General features: G+C 67.7%; 20 protein-coding genes and 1 pseudogene. 7 read left to right on the forward strand and 14 right to left on the reverse strand.

All coding sequences use genetic code 11. The features are described 5' to 3' along the window. Window positions 1–746 (forward strand): annotated as a pseudogene (locus LF63_RS16205) (heme biosynthesis protein HemY); the annotation flags it as partial. 39 nt (window positions 747–785) lie between these two features. Next, a complete protein-coding gene (locus tag LF63_RS15705) occupies window positions 786–1,610 on the forward strand; it encodes a hypothetical protein (protein WP_152569222.1) in 825 nt (274 codons plus the stop codon). 67 nt (window positions 1,611–1,677) lie between these two features. On the opposite strand, the gene uvrD is transcribed toward LF63_RS15705, so the two are convergent. The 3 genes from uvrD to polA form a co-directional block, all read right to left on the reverse strand. Then, entirely contained in the window at window positions 1,678–3,870 is a 2,193-nt protein-coding gene (gene uvrD, locus LF63_RS02075; protein ID WP_043099296.1) for a DNA helicase II, read from the reverse strand. 100 nt (window positions 3,871–3,970) lie between these two features. Continuing rightward, entirely contained in the window at window positions 3,971–4,189 is a 219-nt protein-coding gene (locus LF63_RS02080) for a hypothetical protein (RefSeq protein WP_043099297.1), read from the reverse strand. Between the two features lie 555 nt (window positions 4,190–4,744). Beyond that, on the reverse strand, window positions 4,745–7,507 hold the full coding sequence (polA, locus tag LF63_RS02085) for a DNA polymerase I (RefSeq protein ID WP_043102934.1): 2,763 nt from the start codon (window positions 7,505–7,507) through the stop codon (window positions 4,745–4,747). A gap of 79 nt (window positions 7,508–7,586) precedes the next feature. Here polA and LF63_RS16080 point away from each other — a divergent pair, with 79 nt between their 5' ends. After that, on the forward strand, window positions 7,587–8,069 hold the full coding sequence (locus LF63_RS16080; RefSeq protein WP_043099299.1) for a DUF2782 domain-containing protein: 483 nt from the start codon (window positions 7,587–7,589) through the stop codon (window positions 8,067–8,069). A gap of 91 nt (window positions 8,070–8,160) precedes the next feature. On the opposite strand, the gene purH is transcribed toward LF63_RS16080, so the two are convergent. From purH to cutA, 10 genes are all read right to left on the reverse strand, one after another. Beyond that, window positions 8,161–9,744: a bifunctional phosphoribosylaminoimidazolecarboxamide formyltransferase/IMP cyclohydrolase gene (gene purH / locus LF63_RS02095; protein WP_043099301.1), complete on the reverse strand. Its 1,584-nt coding sequence runs from the start codon at window positions 9,742–9,744 to the stop codon at window positions 8,161–8,163. Between the two features lie 247 nt (window positions 9,745–9,991). Continuing rightward, entirely contained in the window at window positions 9,992–10,258 is a 267-nt protein-coding gene (locus tag LF63_RS02100) for a helix-turn-helix domain-containing protein (protein WP_043102936.1), read from the reverse strand. Window positions 10,259–10,473: 215 nt separating this feature from the next. Beyond that, a complete protein-coding gene (locus LF63_RS02105; protein ID WP_043099303.1) occupies window positions 10,474–11,277 on the reverse strand; it encodes a zinc-ribbon and DUF3426 domain-containing protein in 804 nt (267 codons plus the stop codon). 39 nt (window positions 11,278–11,316) lie between these two features. Continuing rightward, on the reverse strand, window positions 11,317–12,216 hold the full coding sequence (gene prmA / locus LF63_RS02110) for a 50S ribosomal protein L11 methyltransferase (RefSeq protein ID WP_043099304.1): 900 nt from the start codon (window positions 12,214–12,216) through the stop codon (window positions 11,317–11,319). Between the two features lie 108 nt (window positions 12,217–12,324). Continuing rightward, the gene (accC, locus tag LF63_RS02115) at window positions 12,325–13,692 is read right to left on the reverse strand and encodes an acetyl-CoA carboxylase biotin carboxylase subunit (protein ID WP_043099305.1); all 1,368 of its coding nucleotides are present in this window, start codon (window positions 13,690–13,692) and stop codon (window positions 12,325–12,327) included. 17 nt (window positions 13,693–13,709) lie between these two features. Continuing rightward, window positions 13,710–14,174, reverse strand: coding sequence for an acetyl-CoA carboxylase biotin carboxyl carrier protein (gene accB, locus LF63_RS02120; RefSeq protein WP_043099306.1), 465 nt, complete (start codon window positions 14,172–14,174; stop codon window positions 13,710–13,712). Between the two features lie 34 nt (window positions 14,175–14,208). Next, window positions 14,209–14,649, reverse strand: a complete 441-nt coding sequence (gene aroQ, locus LF63_RS02125; RefSeq protein ID WP_043099307.1) for a type II 3-dehydroquinate dehydratase — start codon at window positions 14,647–14,649, stop codon at window positions 14,209–14,211. Window positions 14,650–14,923: 274 nt separating this feature from the next. Beyond that, a complete protein-coding gene (locus LF63_RS02130; protein ID WP_052394576.1) occupies window positions 14,924–15,538 on the reverse strand; it encodes a TlpA family protein disulfide reductase in 615 nt (204 codons plus the stop codon). Window positions 15,539–15,542: 4 nt separating this feature from the next. Then, complete coding sequence (locus tag LF63_RS02135) at window positions 15,543–17,750, reverse strand: protein-disulfide reductase DsbD family protein (protein ID WP_043099308.1); 2,208 nt, start codon at window positions 17,748–17,750, stop codon at window positions 15,543–15,545. 56 nt (window positions 17,751–17,806) lie between these two features. Then, window positions 17,807–18,151, reverse strand: coding sequence for a divalent-cation tolerance protein CutA (gene cutA / locus LF63_RS02140; protein ID WP_043099309.1), 345 nt, complete (start codon window positions 18,149–18,151; stop codon window positions 17,807–17,809). Between the two features lie 231 nt (window positions 18,152–18,382). On the opposite strand from cutA, the gene groES reads away from it, so the two are divergent. The 3 genes from groES (at window position 18,383) to LF63_RS02155 (ending at window position 21,112) form a co-directional block, all read left to right on the forward strand. Beyond that, window positions 18,383–18,676, forward strand: coding sequence for a co-chaperone GroES (gene groES / locus LF63_RS02145; protein ID WP_043099310.1), 294 nt, complete (start codon window positions 18,383–18,385; stop codon window positions 18,674–18,676). A 110-nt stretch (window positions 18,677–18,786) separates the two neighbouring features. Further along, window positions 18,787–20,439 carry a chaperonin GroEL gene (groL, locus tag LF63_RS02150; RefSeq protein WP_043099311.1) on the forward strand — a complete coding sequence of 551 codons (1,653 nt, stop codon included), beginning with the start codon at window positions 18,787–18,789 and terminating at the stop codon, window positions 20,437–20,439. A gap of 115 nt (window positions 20,440–20,554) precedes the next feature. After that, on the forward strand, window positions 20,555–21,112 hold the full coding sequence (locus tag LF63_RS02155) for a YaeQ family protein (protein ID WP_043099313.1): 558 nt from the start codon (window positions 20,555–20,557) through the stop codon (window positions 21,110–21,112). Between the two features lie 66 nt (window positions 21,113–21,178). Here LF63_RS02155 and LF63_RS02160 read toward each other — a convergent pair whose 3' ends face one another. Further along, window positions 21,179–23,188 carry an LTA synthase family protein gene (locus LF63_RS02160; RefSeq protein ID WP_081945047.1) on the reverse strand — a complete coding sequence of 670 codons (2,010 nt, stop codon included), beginning with the start codon at window positions 23,186–23,188 and terminating at the stop codon, window positions 21,179–21,181. Between the two features lie 156 nt (window positions 23,189–23,344). Here LF63_RS02160 and glnE point away from each other — a divergent pair, with 156 nt between their 5' ends. Beyond that, on the forward strand, window positions 23,345–26,218 hold the full coding sequence (gene glnE / locus LF63_RS02165; protein WP_043102941.1) for a bifunctional [glutamate--ammonia ligase]-adenylyl-L-tyrosine phosphorylase/[glutamate--ammonia-ligase] adenylyltransferase: 2,874 nt from the start codon (window positions 23,345–23,347) through the stop codon (window positions 26,216–26,218). Window positions 26,219–26,223: the final 5 nt, after the last annotated feature.

Genomic DNA, 26,223 nt, shown 5'->3' on the forward strand with positions numbered 1-26,223 from the left:
CGGGCCGACTGCCGCCGGGCGGCTGGCTGGAACTGGCCGAGGCGGCCCTGCTGCGCGGCGACATCGACCGCGCCCGCAGCGCGCTGGAGCCGCTGCGCAAGAGCGGTGCGCTGGACGCCGGCGCCTATGCTGCCCTGCAGCTGCGCGTGCTGAGCGCGGCTCTGCAACGCGCGCCGAGCGTCGACGCGCTGCACGCCCTGTGGGCCGATTTGCCGCGCGTGCAGCGGCGGCAGCCGGAGCTGATCGCGGTCTACGCTACGCACGTGTCGCGCTTCGGCCGACCGCTGCCGGCGATGGACGAAATCGAATCGGCGTTGCGCCGACAGTGGTCGCCCGCGCTGGTCGCGGCCTACGGTCAGTTGCAGGGTCAGGACGTGGAAGGCCGGCTGCGTCGCGCCGAAGGCTGGCTCGACGCGCATCCGGGCGACGCCACCCTGCTCACCGCGCTGGGCCGCATGTGCGTGCGCATCCAGTTGTGGGGCAAAGCGCGCCAGTACCTGTCGCAGGCGCTGGCGCTGGAACCGTCCGCCGAAGCCTGGGAAATCCTCGGCGAAACCTACGCCGGGCAGGGCAACCCGCTGCTGGCCCAGCAGTGCTACCGCAACGCCCTGCACATGACCCGCGGCGAGGCCACCGAGGCGCTGCCCGGCACTAACGCCGTGCGCCAGGTCGCGTTGACGGTCGATCCTGAGTTGCGCAACGCGCATGGCGTGCCGCAGTTGCCGGACGACAAAACTTCGGTCTGAGCGGGCACTAAGTCGTGACTGACTGAGGTGTTTCTATCTATGGGGCGATTGGCACTCAAATTAAAAACACTAAAAGCTCTTTTTGCGCGCTCGGGAAATCAGTGCGCCTACCCTGGGTGTATTCACGAACTTGTAAACGAGCAAAACGAATTTGTTGGGGAAGTGTGTCACATCGAGGCAGCAATGCTGGGTGGTCCAAGGTTTAATCAGGGCTCTACGGATGAGGGTCGTAGGTCGGCTTCAAATTTGCTTTTACTCTGTCACCGGCATCATAAAGAGACAGACGACATTGTTCGTTTTGATGTGGCGGCGCTGCGTAAGATTAAGTTAGAGCATGAAGCTCATTTTGCTGAGAGTCCTTTCAAGGTGAATGAGGCTTTTCTCTACCGATTGCAGGCTGAGATGGATGAATATTGGTCGGCACTAGAGCAAAGCAACCGTGATGCGCATGTAGTCTCTGAATTTTCAATTTCTGTGCCTATCGCGCCTGAGCCTTTTGGCGTGTTTGAGCAGTTAAAGAAAAAGCTTGCTCGTATAGATGAGATTCACGAGTATTTGGCGGATTCAGATGCGGCGCTCAACGCAGAGATACGTGGGCATATTGAAGAGTTGAATTTTGACCTAGCGCCTTACGATGCTGTGCCTTATTATTCCAATCCATTTGTTAATCGTAATTGGGAGATGCATGCATTGGCAACCCGCAACACAATGACTGATATTTACGTTGCTGTGCGGGAGTTAGAGGTGCGTTTTTATGAGGAGTACCTTAAGACTCATCCATGTGATGCCGGTGCGAGGCAGATGTTTGATGCAGCAAAGTTGGAACTCGAAAAGATTGCGGTATCTTCTGGATATGCCGACTAATTGGTTTGCACGGTAAGTTTACGGGCTCATGGCTCCGGATTCTGAGTGCTTTTCTTTATAGTTTGGATTATGTGATCGGCGTGAGATTGGCGTAGGCCAGCACCAACCACTTGCTGCCCGCATCGTCGAAATTCACCTGCACGCGCATGTGCGCGCCGCCGCCTTCGGCGCTGACCACCACGCCGTCGCCGAAACTGGGGTGGCGCACGGCCTGGCCCAGCTTGATCGGCAGGTCGTCGTCGACCGGGGCGGCGGTGAAGCGGCTGCGTGACACGCCTCGACTGACCTGCACGCGCGGGCGCACCTCGTCGAGCAGTTCGCTGGGCAGTTCGGCCAGGAAGCGCGAAGGGCGCGCCAGCATTTCGGTGCCGTGCATGCGGCGCGATTCGGCGTAGCACAGCATCAGTTTCTCGCGCGCGCGGGTGATGCCGACGTAGGCCAGGCGGCGTTCTTCTTCGAGACGGTCTTCCTGCTCGACCGAGCGCTGGCTGGGGAACAGCCCGTCTTCCATGCCGACCAGGAACACCACCGGAAATTCCAGGCCCTTGGCCGAATGCAGCGTCATCAGCTGCACGCAGTCGTCGCCGCTGCCGCCCTGGCCTTCGCCGGCTTCGAGGGTGGCATGGGCGAGGAACGAGGCCAGTTCGGACAGACCCGATTCCTCGTCTTCCGGTGTGGGCTGGTAGCGGCTGGCGACGTTGATCAGTTCGTCCAGATTCTCGCTGCGCGATTCGGCGCTGCCGCGGCCGTCGTCGCGTTCGTGGTATTCGCGCAAGCCGCTGTGCACGATGGCGTGCTCGACCTGTTCGGACAGCGTCAGTCCGTCGTCGCCGCTGGCGCCGGCGAAACTGCGCGCCATGCCGTCAATGAGTTCGAGGAAGCCCTTGACCGCGTTCTTGGCGCGCGCGGCCAGTTCGCTGCCGGTCAGTTCGGCCAGCGAGGCGTCCCACATGGAGATGCGTTCGGCGCGGGCGCGGCGGCGCAGGATGTCGATCGTGCGCTGACCGATGCCGCGCGGCGGCGTGTTGACCGCGCGCTCGAAGGACGCGTCGTCGTGGCGGTTGGCGGTCAGGCGCAGATAGGCCAGGGCATTCTTGATCTCGGCGCGCTCGAAGAAGCGCTGGCCGCCGTACACGCGGTAGGGCAGGTCGCGCTGGATCAGTTGCTCCTCGAAGTTGCGCGACTGCGCATTCGAGCGATACAGGATCGCGCAGTCGACCGCGCTGCCGCCCTGGTCGATGTGCTCGGCGATGCGCTCGATGACGAAGCGCGCCTCGTCCTGTTCGTTGTAGGCCGCGTACAGCGCGATGCGCTCGCCGTCGCCGTCCTCGGTCCACAGGTTCTTGCCGAGGCGGTCGCCGTTGCGCGCGATGATGGCGTTGGCGGCCTTGAGGATGTTGGCCGACGAGCGGTAGTTCTGTTCCAGGCGGATGGTCTTGGCGCCGGGGAAGTCTTTCAAAAACTGCTGCATGTTCTCCACACGCGCGCCGCGCCAGCCGTAGATCGACTGGTCGTCGTCGCCGACTGCGAACACTTGCCCGGTGCTGCCGGCCAGCACGCGAATCCACGCGTACTGCAGCGCGTTGGTGTCCTGGAATTCGTCCACCAGCAGGTAGCGCCAGCGTTCGCGGTAGTGGTTCAGCACTTCGGGCTTGTTGAGCCACAGCTCGTGCGCGCGCAGCAGCAGTTCGCCGAAATCGACCAGGCCGGCGCGGCGGCAGGCGTCCTCGTAGGCGGTGTAGATCTCCACCAGGGTGCGCGTGGCGGGATGGTCGCGGTGCTCGATGTTGTCCGGACGCTTGCCATCGTCCTTCCAGTGCGCGATCTGCCACGCGGCCTGGCGCGGCGGGAAGCGCGCTTCGTCCAGGCCGAGACCGGCGACCACGCGCTTGACCAGCCGCTGCTGGTCGTCGGCGTCGAGAATCTGGAAGCCTTCCGGCAGGCCGGCGTCCTGCCAGTGCCGGCGCAGCAGGCGATGCGCGATGCCGTGGAAGGTGCCCACGGTCAGGCCGCGCGTGCCGTGCGGCATCAGCGTATCCAGGCGCGCGCGCATCTCGCCGGAAGCCTTGTTGGTGAAGGTGACGGCGAGAATCGAGAACGGCGAGGCGCGTTCGACCTCGGCCAGCCAGGCGATGCGGTGGGTCAGGACGCGGGTCTTGCCGGACCCGGCGCCGGCCAGCACCAGGTAGTGGCCGGGCGGGGCGCTGACCGCCTCGCGCTGGGCGGCATTGAGGGAATCGAGCAGGTGCGATACATCCATCCGTCCATTGTAGCGGCAGCGCGCGCGGACGCTGCGTTGCGGGTACGAAAAAGCCCGCCGGATCGCGGCGGGCTTTTCGCGAATCGACGTACGCCGCGGCTCAGCGCTTGCGCAGCAGACCGCCCAGCGTCAGCAAGGCGCCGACCACGATGCCGGCGATGCCCGCCCACTGCGGAATGCTCTTGTCGTGAGTGGCCTTGAGAGCATGGTCGCCGACGCTGACCACGGTCTCGGTGGCGGTGTAGGAACCGTGCCCGGCGACGACCCAGATGCCGGCGATGAGAAGGATGATGCCGATCACCATCAACGCGATACGCATGCTCGATGCTCCATGTCTGTGAAGGCTCGATCATAGCAACGCCGCTGGCGCGTGGGCGCGCCACGCGCCGGTTTCGTTCAGGTTCGGGCGACGCAAACAAAATGCCCCGGGAGTCAGGGGGGGACTCCCGGGGCGGGGATAAGGGTCATGGGGAGGACCCGTTATCTCGGGGGTTCACTCAGGGAGGTGAGTGAGGCGAGCGCCATTGCGTGCGCTCAAAGGATTAGATGCGGTCGGCGAGGGAAAGTTGCACGATTTCGGAAAAAAATTCAGGAGCGGTTCATCCTATTTTAAATCAATGGCTTGGGATTGATTTCGGGTATGACTTTCGGCCCATGGGACGGTAGTTCGCGGTCGTTCGGGGGCCGGTTTGTTCCGTGTGTCTGGCGGGCCGCGCAGACGCTGGGTGATTCGCTGCGCTCGCCCCGCCGGGGCCGACCTTCGGTCGTTCTGCGCGCTTCGCGCTTGTCCGGCTTTCGCCGGGATGACGGCCCAGGTCGTGCTTTCCCGAATCCCGAATCCCGAATCCCGAATCCAGGCTTCAGGCTTCAGGCTTCAGTGCGCCTCGTCCCAGTTGGCGCCGACGCCGACCTCGACGATCAGCGGCACGGCCAGCTCGGCGGCGCCCTGCATGCGTTCGGTGACGCCTTCGCGGATCGTCTCGACGGCGTCCTCGCGCACCTCGAACACCAGTTCATCGTGCACCTGCATCAGCATGCTGGCGTCGTCGCGGTCGATCAGCCAGGCGTCGACCGTGAGCATGGCGCGCTTGATGATGTCGGCGGCGGTGCCCTGCATCGGCGCGTTGATGGCGGCGCGCTCGGCGCCGGCGCGCAGCGCCTGGTTGCGGGCCTTGAGGTTTTCCAGATACAGGCGGCGGCCGAACAGCGTCTCGACGAAGCCGGTCTCGTGCGCCTTCTCGCGGGTGCGGTCCATGAACTCGCGCACGCCGGGATAGCGGGCGAAGTAGCGAGCGATGTAGTCGGCCGCCTCGCCGCGGTCGATACCGAGGTTGCGCGCCAGGCCGAACGCGCTCATGCCGTACATCAGGCCGAAGTTGATGGCCTTGGCGGCGCGGCGCTGGTTGGAATCGACGTCTTCCGGCTTCACGCCGAACACTTCGGCGGCGGTGGCGCGATGGATGTCGGCATTCTCGCGGAAGGCCTTCAGCAGGCCCTCGTCGCCGGACAGATGCGCCATGATGCGCAGCTCGATCTGCGAGTAGTCGGCAGCCATCACCACCCAGCCTTTCGGTGCGACGAAGGCCTGGCGGATGCGTCGGCCTTCCTCGGTGCGCACCGGAATGTTCTGCAGGTTGGGATCGGACGAGGACAGCCGCCCGGTCGCCGCCACGGCCTGGTGGTAGCTGGTATGCACGCGGCCGGTGTCCGGATTGACCATCTCCGGCAGCTTGTCGGTGTAGGTCGAGCGCAGCTTGGCCAGGCCGCGGTAATCCAGGATCAGGCGCGGCAGCGGGTGGTCCTCGGCGATGGCGTCGAGCGCTTCCTCGTTGGTGGAGGGCGCGCCCTTGGGCGTCTTCACCTTCACCGGCAGGCCGAGTTCGTCGAACAGGATCGCCTGCAGCTGCTTGGGCGAGTCGAGATTGAACTCGCGGCCGGCGTGCTCGTAGGCCTGCTGCTGGATCTCGTGCATGCGCTTGCCCAGCGCCTGGCTCTGGTGCTTGAGATTGTCGACGTCGATCAGCACGCCGCGTTTCTCCATGCGCGCCAGCACCGGCACCAGCGGCATCTCGATGTCGGTGTAGACGGCCTGCAGTCCGGGCTCGGATTGCAGCTTCGGCCACAGCGCGCGGTGCAGGCGCAGGGTGATGTCGGCGTCCTCGGCGGCGTAATGGCAGGCGGTGTCCAGGTCGACCTCGGAGAAGCCGATCTGCTTGGCGCCCTTGCCGGCGACCTCGCTGTACTTGGTGGTGGTGTAGCCGAGGTAGCGCGAGGCCAGCGAGTCCATGTCGTGGCGCGTGCCGGTGGCGTTCCACACGTAGGATTCGAGCATGGTGTCGTGGGCCAGCCCGCGCACCTCGACCTTGTGTTCGCCGAGCAGGTGACTGGACAGCACGTTGATGTCGTACTTGCCGTGCTGGGCGACCTTGGGCCGCTTCGGGTCTTCCAGGGTCGGCTTCAGCGCCGCGAGCACGGTGGCGCGATCCAGCTGCTTCGGCGCGCCGGGGTAGTCGTGCGCGACCGGGATGTAGGCAGCCTTGCCCGGCTCGACCGCCAGCGAGACGCCGACGATCTCGGCGCGCAGCGCGTCGAGCGAGGTGGTCTCGGTGTCGAAGGCGATCAGGTCGGCGCGCTCGATGCGCTCGACCCAGGCCTTGAGCTGCGCCTCGGTGGTGACCAGCTCGTATTCGCCGGGCTTGGCCGCATCGTCCGCAGGTGTTTCGGCGGCGGCGTTGCGCAGAGTCTGCGTCGCCGGCGCCTGCGCGGCGGCGGGCGGCGGTTCGGCCGTGGCGTCGTCGCCGTCCAGGTCCTTCAGCGCGGCGCGGAAGTCGTAGCGCGTGTACAGCTCGCGCAGGCGCTCGACGTCGGCTTCGCGCAGCGCCAGGTCGGTCGGGCCGACCTCCAGTTCGACGTCGGTCTTGATGGTGACCAGATCGCGCGACAGCGGCAGGTAGTCCAGCGCGGCGCGCAGGTTCTCGCCGATCTTGCCGCCGACGTCGTCGGCCTGCTGCATCAACTGTTCCAGTGAGCCGTATTTTTCCAGCCACTTGGCCGCGGTCTTGGGGCCGCATTTGTCCACGCCGGGCACGTTGTCGACCTTGTCGCCGGTCAGCGCCAGGAAGTCGACGATGCGCTCGGGCGGCACGCCGAACTTGTCCATCACGCCGGCTTCGTCGGTGCGCGTGTTGGTCATGGTGTTGACCAGGGTCACGTGCGGGTCGACCAGCTGCGCGAAGTCCTTGTCGCCGGTGGAGATGATCACCTCGATGCCCTGGGCCGCGGCCTGCCGCGCCAGGGTGCCGATGACGTCGTCGGCCTCGACGCCGGGCACGCGCAGGATCGGGAAGCCCTGCGCCTCGACGATCGCCAGCATCGGCTCGATCTGGCTGCGCAGCTCGTCCGGCATCGGCGGACGGTTGGCCTTGTACTGGTCGTACATCTTGTCGCGGAAGGTCGGGCCGGACGCGTCCTGCACGAAGGCGACGTAGTCGGCGCCGGCCTTGAGCGTGGCGCGCAGCATGTTGACCACGCCGAACAGCGCGCCGGTGGGTTCGCCCTCGGCGTTGGTCAGCGGCGGAAGCGCGTGGAACGCGCGGTACAGGTACGAGGACCCGTCGATGAGAATCATGGAAGCCATGCGACGATTCTCGCATGGCGCGTTCACGTTCGCGCGTACGCGGCGCTGGTATCCTGTGGTCGTCATCAGGAGGTGCGCCATGTCACGTCATTCCACGCTTCTCGTACTCGGCGCCGCGGCCTTGCTGGCCGGCGCTTCCGTCCAGGCGCAGAACGCCAGTCAGCGCGCTCCCGTGCCGCCGCCGCCCGGCATCAACGATCCCGGCCCGCAGGCCGCGCCTGCGTCCACCGCGACCGCGCCGTCGTCCTCGAAGGGCGGCCTGCGCGGTCTGCCGGAACTGCCAGCCGTCGGCAGCGACGGCGCGCAGCGCGATCTGCGCGACGATCCGCCGCCGACCGTCGACGTGCGTACCGTCGGCAAGGACCGGGTCGAGGAATACCGCATCAACGGCAAGCTCTACATGGTCCACGTGATTCCCGCGCACGGCGTGCCGCAGACCTACATGGCCGACAGCGACGGCGTGCTGCAGCGCCAGGCCGGGCAGCCGCCGGTGAAGCCGGTCTACTACACGATCTACCAGTGGGGCGGCCCGCCGAAGAAGAAGGACGGCGACGGCAAGTAGGCCCACGAAAACGCCCCGGAGCGCAAGCGCGCAACCGGGGCGGTCATCGGATATCGAGAAGCGCCCGGCTTGTGCGGGCGCTTTTGCGTGGTCAGTGGCGGAAGTGGCGCATGCCGGTGAACACCATCGCCATGCCGTGTTCGTCGGCGGCGGCGATGACTTCCTCGTCGCGACGCGAACCGCCCGGCTGGATCACCGCGCGGATGCCCGCCTCGGCGGCGGCGTCGATGCCGTCGCGGAACGGGAAGAAGGCGTCGGAGGCCATCACGCTGCCGGGCACGTCGAGGCCGGCGTCGGCGGCCTTGATGGCGGCGATGCGCGCCGAGATCACGCGGCTCATCTGACCGGCGCCGATGCCGATGGTCTGGCCCTGGCGGGCGTAGACGATGGCGTTCGACTTCACGTACATCGCCACGTGCCAGGCGAACAGCAGGTCGCGCAGTTCCTCGGCGTCGGGCACGCGCTGGCTGACCACCTTCAGGTCGTCGGCCAGCAGGGTGTCGCGGTCGCTGTCCTGCACCAGCAGGCCGCCGGCGACGCGCTTGTAGTCCAGCGTGGCGTCCGGCTGCTCCGGCCACGCACCGGTGTCCAGCACGCGCACGTTGGGCTTGTCGGCGAACACGGCCAGGGTGTCGGCCGGGATGTGCGGCGCCAGCACCACTTCGACGAACTGGCGCTCGACGATCATGCGCGCGGTGTCGGCGTCCAGCGGCTGGTTGAAGGCGATGATGCCGCCGAAGGCCGAGGTCGCGTCGCAGGCGTGCGCGCGGTCGTAGGCTTCGGCGATGTTCGCGCCCAGCGCCACGCCGCACGGGTTGGCGTGCTTGACGATGACGCAGGCCGGCACGTTCTGGAACGCCTTCACGCATTCCAGCGCCGCGTCGGCGTCGGCGATGTTGTTGTAGGACAGCTCCTTGCCCGCCAGGATCTGCGCGTTGGCGACGATGCCCTGCGTCGGCGCATCGTGTTCGACGTACAGCGCGCCGCCCTGGTGCGGGTTCTCGCCGTAGCGCAGCGTGGCCTTGCGCTGCAGCGCCAGATGCAGGGTCGGCGCGAACGGGCCTTCCTCGTCTTCGCCGGCGTGCGAACCGAGCCAGTCGGCGATCATGCCGTCGTATTGCGCGGCGTGAGCGAAGGCCTTGGCCGCCAGGCGGCGACGCAGGGCGATGCTGGTGCCGCCGTGCTCGTGCAGGGTCTGGATGACCTCGGCGTAGTCGGCCGGGTCGACCACCACCAGCACGCGGTCATGGTTCTTGGCCGCCGCGCGCAGCATCGCCGGGCCGCCGATGTCGATGTTCTCGATGGCCTCGTCCAGCGTGCAGTCCGGGCGCGCCACGGTCTGCGCGAACGGGTACAGGTTCACCACCAGCAGGTCGATCGGCTCGATGCCGTGCTCGCTCATCACCGCATCGTCGGTGCGGCGACGGCCCAGCAGACCGCCGTGGATCTTCGGGTGCAGCGTCTTGACGCGACCGTCCATGATCTCCGGAAAACCGGTGATCTCGCTGACGCCGCGCACCGGCAGATGCGCTTCGCGCAGGGCGCGCGCGCTGCCGCCGGTGGAGATCAGTTCGACGCCCAGCTTGTCCAGGCCGCTGGCCAGGTCGGCCAGGCCTTGCTTGTTCGAGACGCTCAGCAGCGCGCGTCGGACCGGGGTCAGGGTTGCATCGAACATGGTCGGGCCTTGGTGCGGAAAAGCGGAAGTATAGCCGCTGCGGACACCGGGCCGAACCGCTTGTGACGGATCGCCACAAGCGGTGCGTCACGGGTGCGCCCTGTAGGTATGGGTGCATCCGATGGGGTGGCCGACCCGCGTGAGCACGGTTTTTCCGCGCCGAGGCGGTGGCGGTCGTCAGAGGATCGAGAAGGTTGCGGAGTGAGCGCGTGCAGTGCGCGAGCGGGCGCTCGGGCAGGACGACGGCCTACAGCAGGCCGTGTGCGGCGAGTTTCTTGCGCAGGGTGGCGCGGTTGATGCCGAGGGCGGCCGCGGCGCGGCTCTGGTTGTTGTCGTGGAAGTCCATGACTTCGCGCAGCAGCGGCGCTTCGACTTCGCGGATGACCAGGGCGAACAGGCCGTCGTCGCAGGGCGTGTCGCCGATGTCCACCAGGTAGCGGCGCACGGTCTGGCTGACGCATTCACTGAGTGCACTGCGACCGACTGCGGTCTCGTCGACTCCGTTGCGAGGCATTCGGACGGCGTTGGCGTGCATGTTCCCCAGGATGCTCCGTGTGCGGCGGCTGCGAGGCGCCGGTTCTTGTTCGTTGGTTCATGGACATGCGCATGGCCATGTCGGCAATCCGGCCGGTGGCGTGCGCAAGAACGTGCAGTCTACTCGGCGGGCGTCTTATTTTGTAGCGCGACAGCGCACGGATGCGTCTTCGAGCCGCCGTATCGCGGCGCGTGTCACTGGAAGGCGAACTCGAAGGCGACGGCTTTCTTGCCCGGATCGCGCACCTCGAACACCAGCGACGCGCTGGCTCCTGCGGCCAGTCCGGCGGCGCGCGCGGCGGGGTCGTCGAGGTAGTCCGCGGGACGGAAACGACGCATCGCGATGCGGTTGCCGTCCAGGTCGGACAGCGTGATCGCGACCACCGGATACGGCTGCGTGAACGCGGCGTCGTTGCGCACGGTGGCGCTGATGATCAGCGCGCCGGGCACGGACGGGTGCGGACGCACGTCGCGCGAGACCAGTTCCAGCTTGTCCAGGTCGGCGACCGGCGGCAGCGTGCAACCTAGCCAGCCGCACACCGTCTGCAACCAGGGACGCGTGTTCGGATTCGCGGTCAGCGGGCGGCGCTCGGCCCAGACCAGCTGCACCGCCAGCGCCAGCGCCAGCGCGCCGCAGACCGCGATCCAGCGTCCGACGCGATGGCTGCGTTGCGGCAGCCGCTGCAGGCGCGCGAAGGAAGGCATGCCGGGTGGCGTATCGGCGGCCGGCTCGGGGTCGGGCGCATGCGCGAACAGCGGCGCCTGCACGGCATCCTCGGGGCCGGCGCGCACCACGCTCATCATCAGCACCGGCGGCGCCGGGCTGGACGGGTGCACCGGCAGCGTCTCGTAGGTTTCCTCGGGCAGCTGCTCGGTCAGCGTCGGCAGGCAGTCGAAGGTGGCGCCGCACTTGCCGCAGGCCACGGTGCCATGCGCCTGCGCGACGGTTTCGGCGTCGAACGAGAAGACGGTCAGGCATTCGGGGCACTGGGCGTACATGAGTGCGATTGTATGCCAAGCCGCGGCGCGGTCGGCGGATCAGGCGCGACGGCGGCCGTCGATGCGGATCCAGTCCTCGCGCTGCTGCGTGCGCAGGTTCTCGAACCACGGTGCGTAGCGCTCCAGCAATTCGTGCTGCTGGCCATCGAGGATGCCGGACAGGGCGAACGGCGCGCCGGGCTTGACCAGCGCGGCGAAACGCTCGGCCAGTTCGCCCAGCGGGCCGGCGAGGATGTTGGCGACGAACACGTCGGCCGGCGCGTCTGGCGCATCCTCGGGAAGATGGACGTCCAGACGGCCGCCGACGCCGTTGCGCTCGGCGTTGTCGCGGGTCGCGGTCAGCGCCTGCGGGTCGTTGTCCACGCCCAGCGCGTGCGCCGCGCCGAGCTTCAGCGCGGCGATGGCGAGCACGCCGGAGCCGCAGCCGTAATCGGTCACGCCGACGCCGTCGAGGTCGAGGCCGTCCAGCCATTCCAGGCACAGCGCGGTGGTCGGATGGGTGCCGGTGCCGAAGGCCAGACCGGGGTCCAGGCGCACCACCACGGCGTCGGGTTCGTCGAACGCCTCGTCGTTCCACGGCACGATCCACAACCGGCGACCGAAGCGCATCGGCTTGAACTGGTCCATCCAGGCGCGCTCCCAGTCCTGGTCGGCGACCTCGCGGAAGTCCAGCTGCGACGGCTGCAGTTCCGGCAGCGCCTCGCGCAGCGCGGCGGCGAGCTGACTGCGGTCGGCGTCGTCCTCGAACAGCGCGGTCAGCACCACGCGGTTCCACAGCGGCGTCTGGTCCACGCCGGGCTCGAAGATGGCGCGTTCGTCCGGGGTTTCGGCGTCGGCGTCCTGCAGGGTGACCGACAGCGCGCCGAGTGCTTCCAGCGCGTCCTCGCAGTCGGGCTGGCGGTCGGCGGGCAGGGTCAGGGAAAGTTCGAGCCAGGGCATGGTGAGGGCCGCAGATAGAGGGCGCTGCAGTACGCAGGGCCGGAAGGTGGAACGCCGCCCGTGTGCGGGGCGGCGTTCGGTTCGTTGCGCAGACGCCGCGGTCGACGCTCAGCCCATGCCGATGGCTTTTTCCTTGCGCTCGGCGATGCGCTTTTCCAGGTAGTGGATGTTCTGGCCGCCGGTCTGGAAACCGCCGTCGTCCATGATGCGCTGCTGCAGCGGCACGTTGGTCTTGATGCCTTCCACGACCATCTCCGACAGCGCGATGCGCATGCGCGCGATGGCGGTGGCGCGATCCGGACCGTGCACGATCAGCTTGCCGATCATCGAGTCGTAGGTCGGCGGCACCTTGTAGCCGTCGTAGATGTGCGTGTCCACGCGCACGCCGGGGCCGCCCGGCGCCTCGAAGCGCTTGATGGTGCCGGGGCTGGGCATGAAGTTGTCCGGATCCTCGGCGTTGATGCGGCACTCGATAGCGTGACCGTTGATGGTGACGTCTTCCTGCTTGATCGAGAGCTTCTGGCCGCTGGCGATCATCAGCTGCTCGCGGACCAGATCGACGCCGGTGATCAGCTCGGTCACCGGGTGCTCGACCTGGATGCGGGTGTTCATCTCGATGAAGTAGAAGCGGCCGTCCTCGAACAGGAACTCGAAGGTGCCGGCGCCGCGATAGCCGATGCGGTTGCAGGCGTCCACGCAGACCTTGCCGATCTCGGCGCGCAGTTCCGGGGTGATGCCCGGCGCCGGCGCTTCCTCGACCACCTTTTGGTGGCGGCGCTGCATGGAGCAGTCGCGCTCGGCCAGATGGATGGCGTTGCCCTGGCCGTCGGCCAGTACCTGGATTTCCACGTGACGCGGATTTTCCAGGAACTTCTCCATGTACACCTGATCGTTGCCGAAGGCGACGCGCGCCTCGGAACGGGTGGTGGCGATGGCGTTGCCCAGATGCGCCTCGGTGTGCACCACGCGCATGCCGCGACCGCCGCCGCCGCCGGCGGCCTTGATGATGACCGGATAGCCGATCTCGCGGGCGATGCGCTGGCTGCGTTCGACGTCCTCGTCCAGCGGGCCGCCGGAACCGGGCACGCAGGGCACGCCGGCTTCCTTCATGGCCTTGATGGCCTCGACCTTGTCGCCCATCAGGCGGATGGTCTCGGCGCGCGGGCCGATGAAGACGAAGCCGGACTGCTCCACCTGTTCGGCGAAGTCGGCGTTCTCGGACAGGAAGCCGTAGCCGGGATGGATGGCGGTGGCGTCGGTGATCTCGGCTGCCGCGATCAGGGCCGGGATGTTGAGGTAGCTCTGCGCGCTCGGCCCGGGGCCGATGCAGATGGCCTCGTCGGCCATGCCCACGTGCTTGAGGTTGCGGTCGGCGGTCGAGTGCACGGCCACCGTCTTGATCCCCAGCGTGTGACAGGCGCGCAGGATGCGCAGGGCGATTTCGCCGCGGTTGGCGATGACGACTTTGTCTAGCATGGCGCGTTCCCGGCGGTTCAGGCGATCACGAACATGGGTTCGTCGAATTCGACCGGCTGGCCGTTCTCGACCAGGATGGCGACCACGGTGCCGTCGTTGTCGGCCTCGATCTGGTTGAACATCTTCATGGCTTCGATGATGCCCAGGGTCTCGCCGGCCTTGACCTTCTGGCCGACCTTGACGAACGGGTCGGCGCCCGGCGTGGAGGCGGCGTAGAAGGTGCCGACCATCGGCGCCTTGACCTGATGACCGGCCGGCACGTCGCTGGCGGCCGCTTCGGCGGGCGCGGCGGCAGGCTGGGCTGCAGTGGGCGCGGCGGCCGGAGCGACCGGCGCGGGAGCGACGGGTGCGGCGGCCACGGCCACGCCGCCGGCGGGCACGCGCGACAGGCGGACGACTTCCTCGCCTTCCTTGATCTCCAGTTCGGAGAGGTTGGATTCCTCAAGCAGGTCGATCAGTTTCTTGATCTTGCGCAGATCCATGGGATGAACCTTGTCAGCAGTAAAGTCGAAGGGATCAGCCGGCAAGCCGTGCGAACACGGCCTCCAGCGCCAGCCGGTAGCTGTCGGGGCCGAAGCCCGCGATCACGCCGACGGCCAGGTCGGAAAAATACGAGTGGCGGCGGAACGCCTCGCGCGCATGCAGGTTGGACAGGTGCACTTCGACGAAATCGATTTGCACCGCGGCGAGGGCGTCGCGCAGGGCCACGCTGGTGTGGGTGAACGCGGCCGGGTTGATCACGATGGCGTCCACGCCTTCGTCGCGCGCCTGGTGGATGCGGGCGATCAATTCGTGTTCGGCGTTGGACTGGAACCAGGCCAGTTCGTGCCCGGCCGCTTCGGCCTGCGCGGCCAGGGCCGCGTTGATCTCGGCCAGGCTGCGCGTGCCGTAGCGCTCGGGTTCGCGCACGCCGAGCAGATTCAGGTTGGGGCCGTGCAGGGCAAGAATCTTGGCCACGTGGCAATTCACTGGACGCGATGGCTATCGCCGAAGGCGCAAGTGTGCGCGCGCGGATTCAAATTGTCCAGTTCGGCGTAGTTCGGCGACGTTCTTTGACGTTCGCGTCACAAATTCCTAACCCGAGACGCCTTGGTGGGCCGAAATGAGGTTGGGGCGCAGGTAAGCGAGTTTGTGGGGCGGATGGCGGGTCGTTGGCGGCGCGATCGCTGCGCGATCCCGGCGATGTGTCCGTGGCCTGTCGTGTGCGGGGCGTCAGCAGGCAGAAAGCCGCCTAGCGCAGCCACTGCGTCAGTTGCTCGGCTTTCAGCGGCCCGAGGTGCGTGCGCGCGATACGACCGTTGCGGTCGACCAGTACGCTGAACGGCAGCGCCAGCCGCGTATTGCCGAGCACGGCACGCGGGTCGGGCTTGGCGTCTTCGCCAAGCAGGGTCGGGTAGTTCAGCGGGTGCTGCGCAAGGAAGGCGCGCACGGCCTGCGGATCGTCCATCGCGATGCCGACGATCTGCGCATGACCGGCCCGGTCGCGCTGTGCGGCGACCAGTGCCGGCATTTCCTTGCGGCATGGGATGCACCAGGTCGCCCAGAAGTTGATCAGCAGCGGGCGACCCTTCCACTGCGCCAGCGCCTGCGGGTGGCCGTCGGCGTCGGGAAGCGTCCAGGCCGGCAAGGCGTCGCCGGGCTCGTGCACGTTCACGCCGGGCGGCGGCGCTGGCGCGGTGACCGACAGCAACCGCTGCGCGATCCCCTGGCCCATGCGCGTGGACATCAGGCGATCCAGCAGTTTCGGCGGTACGCCGTATTCGTAGACGTACGCGCCGAACAGGCCGAAGCCGACCACGACGGCCAGCAGCACGATGCCCAGCGAGGCGCGTCGGCCGCGCTTCATGGTCTTACTGGTTCGCCTTTTCGATGGCGTTGCGCACGATGCCGGCGGTCAGCACCGACGGCAGCTTCACGCCGTCCTTGCCATCCTTGCCGAATACCACGTAGACCGGCACGCCCGGCGAATTCCAGCGCTTGAGGAACGCGGTGATGTCCGGGTTCTCGTTGGTCCAGTCACCCTTCATGTAGACGGTGCCGGTGCGCTTGAGCAGGGTGCGGAAAGCGTCGGTGTCGAGCACCGTGTGCTCGTTGGCCTTGCAGGTGATGCACCAGTCGGCGGTCATGTCGACGAACACCGGCGTGCCCTGCTTGCGCAGTTCGGCCAGCTTGGCCGGCGTGAAGGCGACCACGCCTTCGGACGCTTGGGCCGACACCGGCGGCACGCTGTGGATCAACGCCAGCGGTGCCAGCGCGATCAGCAGCAGCGCACCGGCCAGCACCTTGCTGGGCACGCCGCGATGGCGGCTGCGCTCGCCCCACCACAATGCCAGCGCCAGCAGCACCGCGCCGACCAGCAGCAGGCCGACGCCATCGGCGCCGCGCTGGTTGGCCAGCACCCAGGCCAGCCACGCCGCGGTCAGGTACAGCGGGAAGGCCAGCACTTGCTTGAGCGTCTCCATCCACGCGCCCGGCTTGGGCAGCCAGGCGCCCAGCTTCGGGAAGTAGCCGATCAGCAGGAACGGTAGCGCCAGGCCCAGGCCGAGCACCAGGAACACCAGCAAGGCCGAGTACCACGGCGCGGCAAAGGCGTAGGCCAGCGCCGCGCCCATCGCCGGTGCCGTGCACGGACTGGCCACCACCACCGCCAGCACGCCGGTGAAGAAGTCGCCGGACAGGCCGGACTTCATCGTCAGCGACTGCCCGGTGCCGGCCAGTCCGGCGCCGAAGTGCACCACGCCCGAATAGCTCAGGCCCATCGCCAGCAGGATGTAGACCAGCGTGCCGACGAACACCGGCTGCTGGAGCTGGAAGCCCCAGCCCGAGGCCATGCCGGCTTGGCGCAGCGCGATCACGGCGAGGCCGACCACGGCGAAGCTCAGCAGCACGCCGGCGGCATAGGCCAGCGCGCGATGGCGCGCCACCTTCGGTCCCTCGCGGCCCTCGACCAGGCTGACCGCCTTCAGCGACAGCACCGGCAGCACGCAAGGCATCAGGTTCAGCAGCAGGCCGCCGCCCAGCGCCAGCAGCAGGATGAAAAGCAGCGATTGCGACATGGCGTCGTTCGCGGGTGCCGCGCTGGCGGAAGCGGCGTCCGTGGCGGCAGCGTTGCCACCGGCGGCCGGCGGCAGCGCGACGTCGACGGTGCGCGTCATCACCGGATAGCAGATGCCGTTCTCCAGGCAGCCCTGGAACTGCGCCTGCAGCTTCACCTGGTCGGCGCTGCCGCGCGTCACCGGCACCGGCACCTCGACCTGGTCGAAGTAGACGATGCTGTCGCCGCTGTACTTGTCGTGATAGGCCACGCCGTTCGGCCACTGCGGCTTGCCCAGCGATGCGCCGTCCGCGTCGAGCAGGCGCAGTTCGGTCTTGTCGCGGTACAGGTAGTAACCCTTGGGCATGCTCCAGCGCAGCAGCAGGGTGTTGGGCGCGGTGGCGATGGCCTCGAAGCGGAAGGCCTGCTCGGCCGGCAGGGCGTCGCTGCCGGCGGCATTGCCGCTGCTCTGGTCGAGCGTGGCGCTGCCGTTCTTGCCGATCGTGGCCAGCAGATCGCTGCTGCCGGAAGCGCCTGTCGTCGCGGTGGCGTTCGCGCCGCCGGCGGGCAGCGCCACGGTCAGCGTCTTGGGGTAGGGCGGGTAGCAGATCTTCGGATCGACTTCGTGGCAGCCCTGCATCTTCACGGTGAGCGTCAGCTGGGTCGCGCTCGCATCCTTGAGCGTGTAGGGCAGCGTGGCGTCGATGGAATGATGGTAGATCTCGATGTCGCCGAGGTATTCGTCGTGTTCCTTCAGCCCGTCGGGCAGCTTGAGCGTGCCCAGCGTGCCCGCGCCGTCGTCGATCTTGGCCGAGATGCGGCTGCGGTAGAGGTAGTAATCGGGCGCGATGGTCCAGTGCAGCTGGATCGTGCCCGGCGTGGTCACCTTGGCGGTGACCTGGTACGCCTGCTCGACGGGCAGCAGGCCGTCGACTTCCTGCGCGGCCAGCGGCGGCGCCAGCGCGGTCAGGGCCAGCAGGCCGGTCAGCAGCAGAAGGGCGGTGCGGCGGAACAATCGGGACATCGGGGACTCCGGTCCGCGCAGGCGGCGCGGGCTCGTGTGCGGTGTTGAGACAACCATTATGACCGTGCGTGCGGCCGATCGCTTACACGGACGCTGCCGCGCAGCCAGTCGAGGTAGGCTGGCAGGCCGTCGGCGATGTCCAGCGCGATCAGCTCGGGGACCTCGTACGGATGCAGTTCCAGCAGGCGGGCCTGCAGCGGCGCAAGCGCTGCGGCGGTGGTCTTGATCAGCAACAGCACTTCGGCGTCTTCCTGCACCTCGCCTTCCCAGTGGTAGGTCGAGATGAGTCCGGGCACGCGGCTGACGCAGGCGGCCAGGCGCTCGCCGACCAGGGCGCGGGCGATCCGCGTTGCGGCGGTCTCGTCGGGACAGGTGCACAGCAGCAGGCGGGCGTCGGTCATGGCGGTGATGGGCGTGGGCGTCAGGCCAGTCTACGCAGCCGCGGCGTGCGCGTGCAGGGGACTTTTTTCACGGTAGCCCTTGAAAGCGACGCGCAGGTCCTCCATCTGGCGGGACAGGGCGGCGCGGTCTTCAAAACGGAGTCGGCTGCCGCTAAAATTGGCACTCACCACCACCGAGTGCTAGCAAGGTGGTGAAAAATTCTTCAACATCAACTATTTGGTGGAAACGTCATGAGCAAACTGCGTCCGCTGCACGACCGCGTGATCGTCAAGCGCCTGGAAGAGGAGAAGGTCTCCGCAGGCGGCATCGTCATTCCCGATTCGGCCACCGAAAAGCCGATCCGCGGCGAAGTGCTGGCCGCCGGCGACGGCAAGATCCTCGACGACGGCAAGGTCCGTCCGATGGCGGTCAAGGTCGGCGACAAGGTCCTGTTCGGCAAGTACTCGGGCACCGAGGTCAAGGTCGAGGGCGAGGAACTGCTGGTCCTGCGCGAAGACGACATCGTGGCGGTGATCGAAGGCTGATCCGCTTCCGGTCCGGCGCCGCATTCCCATGCCGCGCGCCGACCGACGCGGGCCGCTTCCGGCACCCCTCCGAATCCCATTCCCTGATTACCGAAAAAGGTTGAACCATCATGGCAGCTAAAGAAGTACGTTTCGGCGAAGACGCCCGCGCGCGTCTGCTCAAGGGCGTGAACACGCTCGCCAACGCGGTCAAGGTCACGCTGGGCCCGAAGGGTCGCAACGTCGTGCTCGAGAAGAGCTTCGGCGCTCCGACCATCACCAAGGACGGCGTGTCCGTCGCCAAGGAAATCGAGCTGACCGACAAGCTCGAGAACCTGGGCGCGCAGATCGTCAAGGAAGCAGCTTCCAAGACCTCCGACATCGCCGGTGACGGCACCACCACCGCCACCGTGCTGGCGCAGGCGTTCATCCGCGAGGGCATGAAGGCGGTCGCCGCCGGCATGAACCCGATGGATCTGAAACGCGGCATCGACAAGGCCGTCATCGCGGCCGTCGGCGAGCTGAAGAACCTGTCCAAGCCCACCGCCGACGACAAGGCCATCGCCCAGGTCGGCACCATCTCCGCCAACTCCGACTCCAACATCGGCGACATCATCGCCGAGGCCATGAAGAAGGTCGGCAAGGAAGGCGTGATCACGGTCGAGGAAGGCTCGGGCCTGGACAACGAGCTGGACGTGGTCGAGGGCATGCAGTTCGACCGCGGCTACCTGTCGCCGTATTTCATCAACAACCAGCAGAGCCAGCAGGTCGAACTGGAAGACCCGTACATCCTGCTGCACGACAAGAAGGTCTCCAACGTGCGTGACCTGCTGCCGGTGCTCGAGGCCGTCGCCAAGGCCGGCAAGCCGCTGCTGATCGTCGCCGAGGAAGTCGAGGGCGAGGCTCTGGCCACGCTGGTGGTCAACACCATCCGCGGCATCGTCAAGGTCGCCGCCGTCAAGGCGCCGGGCTTCGGCGATCGTCGCAAGGCGATGCTGGAAGACATGGCCGTGCTGACCTCCGGTCAGGTCATTTCCGAGGAAGTCGGTCTGCAGCTGGAGAAGGCCACGGTCAACGACCTGGGCCGCGCCAAGCGCGTCGTCATCACCAAGGAAAACACCACCATCATCGATGGCGCCGGCGAAGCCGACAAGATCCAGACCCGCATCGGCCAGATCAAGGCGCAGATCGAGGAGACCTCCTCGGACTACGACCGCGAGAAGCTGCAGGAGCGCGTGGCGAAGCTGGCCGGCGGCGTGGCCGTCATCAAGGTCGGCGCCGCCACCGAAGTCGAGATGAAGGAGAAGAAGGCGCGCGTCGAAGACGCCCTGCACGCCACGCGTGCGGCCGTCGAGGAAGGCGTGGTCCCGGGCGGCGGCGTCGCCCTGATCCGTGCGCTGGTCGCGGTCGAAGGTCTGACCGGCGACAACGTCGACCAGAACCACGGCATCGCCATCACCCGTCGTGCCCTTGAAGCGCCGCTGCGCGAGATCGTCAGCAACGCCGGCGAAGAAGCCAGCGTGGTGCTGAACAAGGTCAAGGAAGGCAAGGGCAACTTCGGCTACAACGCCGCCACCGGCGAATTCGGCGACATGATCGAATTCGGCATCCTGGACCCGACCAAGGTCACGCGTTCGGCGCTGCAGAACGCTTCCTCGGTCGCCGGTCTGGCCATCACCACCGAGGCCGTCGTGGCCGAAGTGCCGAAGGACGACAGCGGCGAGAGCGCTGGCGGCGGCATGGGTGGCATGGGCGGTATGGGTGGCATGGGCGGCATGATGTAAGCCCGGTCATTCCCGACCTGCAACACGAAAAACCCCGCTTCGGCGGGGTTTTTCTTTAGCCGGGCTTTGGCTCGCGAACACGTACAATGGGCGGTCGACCCCGGGGAATCCGCACATGGCGCTTAGTTCCACCATCTACAAAGCCGAGCTGTCCATCAGCGACATGGACCGCCACTATTACGCGACCCACGCGCTGACCGTGGCCCGGCATCCTTCCGAGACCGAGTTGCGCATGATGGCGCGCGTGCTGGCGTTTGCGCTGTACGCGGACGAGCGCCTGCAGTTCGGCCGCGGTCTCAGCGACGAGGACGAACCGGCGCTGTGGCGCAAGGATTACGGCGACGCGATCGAGCTGTGGATCGACGTCGGCGAACCGGACGAGACGCGTCTGCGCAAGGCCTGCGGGCGGGCGCAGCAGGTGGTGGTGCTGAACTATGGCGGTCGCAGCGCCGAACTGTGGTGGGAGCGCGTCGGCGCATCGCTGGGACGCAACCGCAATCTGTGCGTGCTCGATCTCGATGCCGAGACCATGCAGACGCTGGCGTCGCGCTGCGAGCGCGGCATGCGCCTGCAGTGTCTGATCCAGGACGGCGAGCTGCAGCTGATCGACGACAGCGGCGAGATGCTGGCGATGCGTCCGCAGGTGCGCATGGGCGCGTACGCGGTCGCCTGAGGTCGGCGAATCAGGCAGTCAGCCGCGCGCGGAGCCGACGGCGGATCCGCGCGCTGTCGATGGGCGTCAGGGGTAGGACGAGGCGTGCGGGGTGGTCGCGGCCTGCGGCTGGACGGTGCCTGCGCCGGTGCCGGATTCCGCGCCGGCCGCGGCCTGTTGTCCGTCGGTGGACGGCGGCGTCGGCGCGTCCTGCGGCGCCATCGCCGCGGCCTTGGCCCACAGGCCGTCGTCCAGTTTGCCCTTCAGGCGCAGGCGGGCGATGTTGGTCATGCCCTTGTCCAGCGTCTTCTGCGTGGCGTCCTCTTCGGGCGGCGGCGCGTCCGGGGCGCGGGTCAGCGCGGCGAGCTGCGGCGCCACCAGCTGCGTCAGCGCGAAGTAGTTGTCGTGGATCGAAGTGCGCGCGAGCAGCATGCCCGGCAGCTCCCACGCGGCCACGTTCTTCTGCACCGGCTTGGCGGTCTTCAGGCGCGAGGTGTCGATCAGCAGGTACGGCACCGTCTGTACCAGGAAGCCTTGGCCGTTGCGGAAGCCTGCTTGCTGGAACGCGGGCACGATGGCCGGCAGGTGGTCGCCGAAGAACACGATCAGCGTCGGCCGCTTGCGCTTGGCGAGGGTGTCGGCCAGACGCCCCAGCTGCTGGTCGGCGTGACGGATGTGATAGATGTAGTTCTGCAGCTGCGTGCGCGCCGAACCGGTGATGCTCGGCGGCACCGGAATGGCGTCGCGGACCTTGGTATCGATGCCGTAGTCCTGATCGTACGGACCGTGCGCCTCGATGCTGATGCCGAGCACGAAGCGCGGCGGGCCGTCGTCCGGCAGCTGGCGCAGCAGCTCGTCGGTGAACGACTTGTCCGACATGTACTTGCCGTCCTGCACGGCATCGTTCGCCGGGAACTGGTCCTGGGCGATGAACTTGTCGAAGCCCAGCGCCTTGAACGCGGTCACGCGGTTCCAGAAGCCCGCTTCGCCGCCATGCACGGCCAGGGTCTGGTAGCCGTTGTCCTTCAGCAGATGCACGATGCCCGGAATGCTCTTGGCGTGGATCTGCAGGTACGGGAACTGGATGTCCGGGAAGTAGCGCAACGGCAGGCCGGTCAGCACCTCGAACTCGGTGCGGATGGTGCCGCCGCCGAAGGTCGGCGAGTGCATCTCGCCGGACACGCCGTGCTTGGCCAGCCGACGCAGGTTGGGCATGAAGTCGGTGCCCTTCGGGTAGCCGTTGAGAATGGTCGGGTCGAAGAACGACTCGCTCAGGATGACCACGATATCCGGCTTGCCGTCGTTGTCGGCGGCGGCGTTGTCGGTGTGCTTGGCGCGCTGGATGGCGGGGTCGTAGCTGGCCATCATCTGCAGCGCGTCGGCGACGTTGGGCTTGTCGCGTCCGGCGCTGTACTGCAGGCGGAACAGCATCAGCGAGCTGACCAGACCGGTGTGCCTGGCGGTGGCCTTGGCCGACCACGGCTGCATGCCCAGCGCGGTGCGGCTGTAGATCACGGACCAGGCGGAAGCGCCGGCCAGCAGGGTGCCGAGCAGGGCCACGGTCGCTGCGCCGCCGACCAGGCGAGTGCGGCGCGCACGCTTTTGCAGCAGCGGCGGTTCGTAGCGGATCAGCGCGACCAGCAGCGCGATCGCGGCCGCGATCAGCAGATACGGTCCGACGCTGTGCGGCAGGTAGCCGCTGAGCAATTCGCCGCCGCCATCGCCCATCTGGCCGACCATCTGGAAATCGGCCGGCATCAACGGCGAGCCGAGGTTGGCGACCTTCAGCGCATTGACGCCGTACAACAGCGCTTCCGCGCCGAAGGCGAGCAGGAACGCGAGGATGGCCTTGCGGATCGCGAACAGCAGCAGCAGCGCCAGCAGCAGGCCGGGTACGGCGTTGGCGAACATGCGCCAGGGTGCGTCCCACCAGTGCGCCCAGGCCGGCGCGGCCCAGAATTCATGCACAGCGATGCCCGGGCCGCCGTCGATCCAGCCCGTCGCCAGGATGAACAGCAACGCCAGCAGCACGACCGCGCCGGTCTTGGCCAGCGGCGACCACTGTGTCGGGGACGAAAGGTGTACGGAATGTTTCATGGGCGAACCCGCATCACGGCGTGCGTTGCGCCCACCGGGCGCAGAAGTGAAAGCATACTGCAGCATCAATGTAACGATGCGGACATGAACGGCAGATCACACGCATTCACGCGGTTTGCGGCTGGCATGGGCCGCAGCAAACGCGATAATGCGCGCATGACTTCCGTTTCCCTGCCGCATGCGCTCGAAACCCGGGTGGCCGAGCGTTATGCCGAGGTGATTGCCCGCTGTCGCGCGGCCGGCGTTACCGTGCACGACGACGCCGGCGTGGCCGAGCGCATCCGTCGCATGTTGCTGGTCAGCGATTTCGCCGGCGAGGTGCTGATGCGCCAGCCGCATCTGCTCGACGCGGCCGGACTGGACTGGCTGCGCGGCGGCGGCGACGTCGCCCAGCGCGCCGCGAAGTTGGTACTGCCCGACGACGAGGCCGGCTGCATGCGCGCGCTGCGCGATTTCCGCGACGCCGAGGCCATGCGCCTGGTGTTCCGCGACGCCAACGGGCTGGATACGTTGAGCGACACGCTGGGCGACACCAGTGCGCTCTACGAGGCGCTGCTGCAGCGCGCACTGGCGTGGGCGGAGGCGCACGTCGAACAGCGCTTCGGGGTGGCCCGCAACGCCGAGGGCGAAGCGCAGCGCATGGTCGTGCTGGGCTTCGGCAAGCTCGGCGGCAACGAGCTGAATTTCTCGTCCGACGTCGACCTGATTCTCGGCTTTGCCGAGTCGGGTCAGAGCGACGGCCGCCGCGCGCTCGACAACGGCGAATACTTCGCGCGCGTGGGCCGGCAGTTCGTGCGCTTGCTGGCCGAGCCGACCGAGCAGGGCATCGTCGCGCGCGTCGATCTGCGTCTGCGGCCGTTCGGTAGCGCCGGCCGGCTGGCGCTGCCGTTCGCGGCGATGGAGCAGTACTACCAGCGCGAGGGTCGCGACTGGGAGCGCTACGCCTGGATCAAGGCGCGGCCGGTGGCCGGCGACCGCAGCGCCGGCAAGGCGCTGCTGCAGATGCTGCGTCCGTTCGTCTACCGCAAGTACCTCGACTACACCGCGTTCGCCGGGTTGCGCGACATGAAGGCGCGCATCGACGCCGAGGTCGCGCGCAAGGACCTGTCCGAGAATCTGAAGCAGGGGCCGGGCGGCATTCGCGAGATCGAGTTCGTGGTGCAGCTCGAACAGCTGATCCGCGGCGGCCGCGATCCGTCGCTGCGCGTGCGCGGGCTGCTGCCGGCGCTCGACGTGTGCGAGGCGCGGGGCTACATCCCGGGCGGTCGCGTGCGTCGTCTGCGCGAGGCGTGGACGTTCCTGCGGCACCTGGAAAACCGCGTGCAGATGCTGCGTGACGCGCAGACGCACGATATTCCGGACGACCCGACGTTGCGCGCGCGCCTGGCGCTGGGGCTGGGCTATGCCGACTGGGAGACGCTGGCCGTCGAGCTGGCCGAACACCGCGCCGCCGTGACCGAGGAATTCCATGCCGTGCTGGTGCCCGAGGCCGGCGTGCATGCGGCCGCGCCCGAAGGCGACAGCGCCTTGTGGCGCGCGGCCACCGAGCAGGCGCTGACGACGGAGCGGCTCGAAGCCAGCGGCCTCAGCGATGCCTCGCAATTGACCGATGCCCTGAACAAGCTGTCGCAGGCCGCCGCCGTGCGCGCGATGTCGGCGCGCAGTCGCGAACGGCTGGAGCGGCTGATGCCGCAGCTGATCGCCGCCGCGCGTCAGACTGCGGCGCCGGAAACCTGCCTGCAGCGGCTGACCCGACTGGTGCAGGCGGTGGCGCGGCGTTCCTCGTACCTGTCGCTGCTGGAAGAGCAGCCGGCGGCGCGCAAGCGACTGGCGCGCCTGTTCGCCGAGCACGCTTTTCTGGCCGAGTGCGTGATCGCGCAGCCGCTGCTGCTGGACGACGTGCTCGACCCGCGCATGGATCATCTGCCGCTCAAGCGCGCCGACATCGCGGTCGAGATTGCGCGGGCGCTGAAGGCGCTGGACGAGCGCGATGCCGAGGGCGATCTCGAACGCATCAACGAGCTCAAGGCCAGTCTGGCGTTCCGGCTGGGGTTGGCCTTCAGCGACGGCCGCGCCGATGCGGTCGCCTGCGCGCGTCGTCTGGCCAGCCTCGCCGCCGAGACGGTCGGCGCGGTGCTGGCGCTGGCCGAACGCGAACTGGTCGCGCAGCACGGGCGTCTGCCCGGCGAGGGTTCGGGCTTCAGCGTGCTCGGCTACGGCAGTCTGGGCGGCGAGGAGCTCGGTTTCGCGTCGGATCTGGATCTGGTGTTCGTGTTCGACGGCGAGCGCGCGCAGCTGCGCAGCGACGGCGAGCGCCCGCTGGACGGCGTGCGCTGGTACCAGCGCATGGCGCAGCGGGTGATGCACTGGCTGTCGGTGCTGACCCGCGCCGGGCGGTTGTACGAGGTCGATGCGCGGCTGCGCCCGGACGGCGCCAAGAGCATGCTGGTCACCAGTCTGGAATCCTTTGCCGCCTACCAGCGCGGGCGTGCCTGGACCTGGGAACATCAGGCGCTGCTGCGCGCGCGTCCGGTGGCGGGCGATGCGGCGCTGGGCGAGCGCTTGCGCGCGGTGCGATACGAAGTGCTGTCGCAGCCACGCGATGTCGAGCGGGTGCGCGCGGAAGTGCGCGAGATGCGCCATCGCTGGCGCAGCGAGCGCGATCGTTCGGACGCGCAGCGGCTGGATCTGAAGCAGGGCGCGGGCGCGCTGCTGGACATCGAGTTTCTGCTGCAGGGGTTGGTGCTGGCGCACGCTTCGCGGCATCCAACGCTGCTGGAGCACACCGCCAATGCCGCGCTGATCGACGCCTGCAAGGCGGTCGGTCTGTTCGACCCGGCGCAGGCCGACGCCCTGCACGCGGCGCACGAGGCGCTGTTGCAGCGCTCGCTGGAATGCACGTTGGACAGTCGGCCGCGGCTGGTGCCGCGTTCGTCGGCGATCGTGGCGCAGTGCCGCGCCGTGATGCACGCGGCGCAGGCGCTGGGGTTCGACTTCGATGCGACGACGGACGCCGGAGCGTCCGTCTGAGCGGC

The organism is Oleiagrimonas soli (assembly GCF_000761445.1).
Taxonomy (GTDB): Bacteria; Pseudomonadota; Gammaproteobacteria; order Xanthomonadales; family Rhodanobacteraceae; genus Oleiagrimonas; species Oleiagrimonas soli.